General features: G+C 68.1%; 1 protein-coding gene. It reads right to left on the bottom strand.

What is annotated here, in order from left to right:
- A partial coding sequence (istA, locus tag ABC138_RS17570; RefSeq protein ID WP_345914471.1) for an IS21 family transposase occupies positions 1 to 823 on the bottom strand: 823 nt, incomplete at its 3' end.
- Positions 824 to 893 lie beyond the last annotated feature (70 nt).

Here is an 893-nt window from a genome sequence, read left to right as displayed (position 1 = left end):
GCTCGACCGGGGCGGCCTTGATCGTGCGCACCACCTTCGCGTTCGCCCGCGTCAACCAGTCCTGGACCTGGTCGTTGAAGTCCGCCGGGGAGGCGAAGTCCCGACCGGGCATGAACGAGGTCTCGAGGTAACCGTTCCTGCGCTCGACCAGTCCCTTGGACTCCGGGTCGTAGGGCTTGCAGCGCTGCAGCGTGGTGGCCAGGGTCCCGGTGAACTCACCGACCCCTTCAGCATGACGGCGACCGCGTCCGATCCCGGCCTCGTTGTCCCAGATCAACCGTCGCGGTACCGACCCGAGCTGCATCAGCAGATCCCACATCCCCAGCAGCAGATCCGCGGTGTGACGGGACGGGATCATCCGGGCCAGCGTGAACCGTGAGTACGCGCAGGTCATCACCAGCACCGGCAGCACCGCCCCCGTGCCATCCTCGAGCGGGATCCGCACCGGCGGGAACCACAGGTCGCACTGCACCGCGTCCCCCGGCAGCCAGATCAGCCGGTCCGCCGGATCAACTGGCCGATGCTCCGGGCGCAGACGCCGCACGTTGTCACGGAACCACGTGATCGACCCGGTCCACCCGACCCGCTCGGCGATCACCGTCGCGGGCATGTCCGGGGTCGTGACCAGCAGTTGCCGCACCGCCGGCTCGAACGGCGTGAACGACGTCGACACCGCCGGCCGCTCGTACCTCGGTGGCCCCTCCGAGGCCACAGCCCGCGCGACCGTCGCCCGTCCGATACCCAAGTCCCGGGCGACTTGACGCTGCGGAACACCATCCGCCACCAGCCGCCGGACCAGAGCCCAATCCTCCACAGAGATCACCCATCCAATCTGTCTGGGTGGCCTCATTTTCGACCGTCGCTATGGCCTCATTTTCGAGCGTCGTCGACAA

The sequence above is a fragment of the Janibacter sp. LM genome, assembly GCF_039631275.1.
Lineage (GTDB): Bacteria > Actinomycetota > Actinomycetes > Actinomycetales > Dermatophilaceae > Janibacter > Janibacter terrae.
The sequence above is the reverse complement of the archived record's forward strand: the minus strand, read 5'-3'. Positions and strand labels throughout refer to the sequence as shown.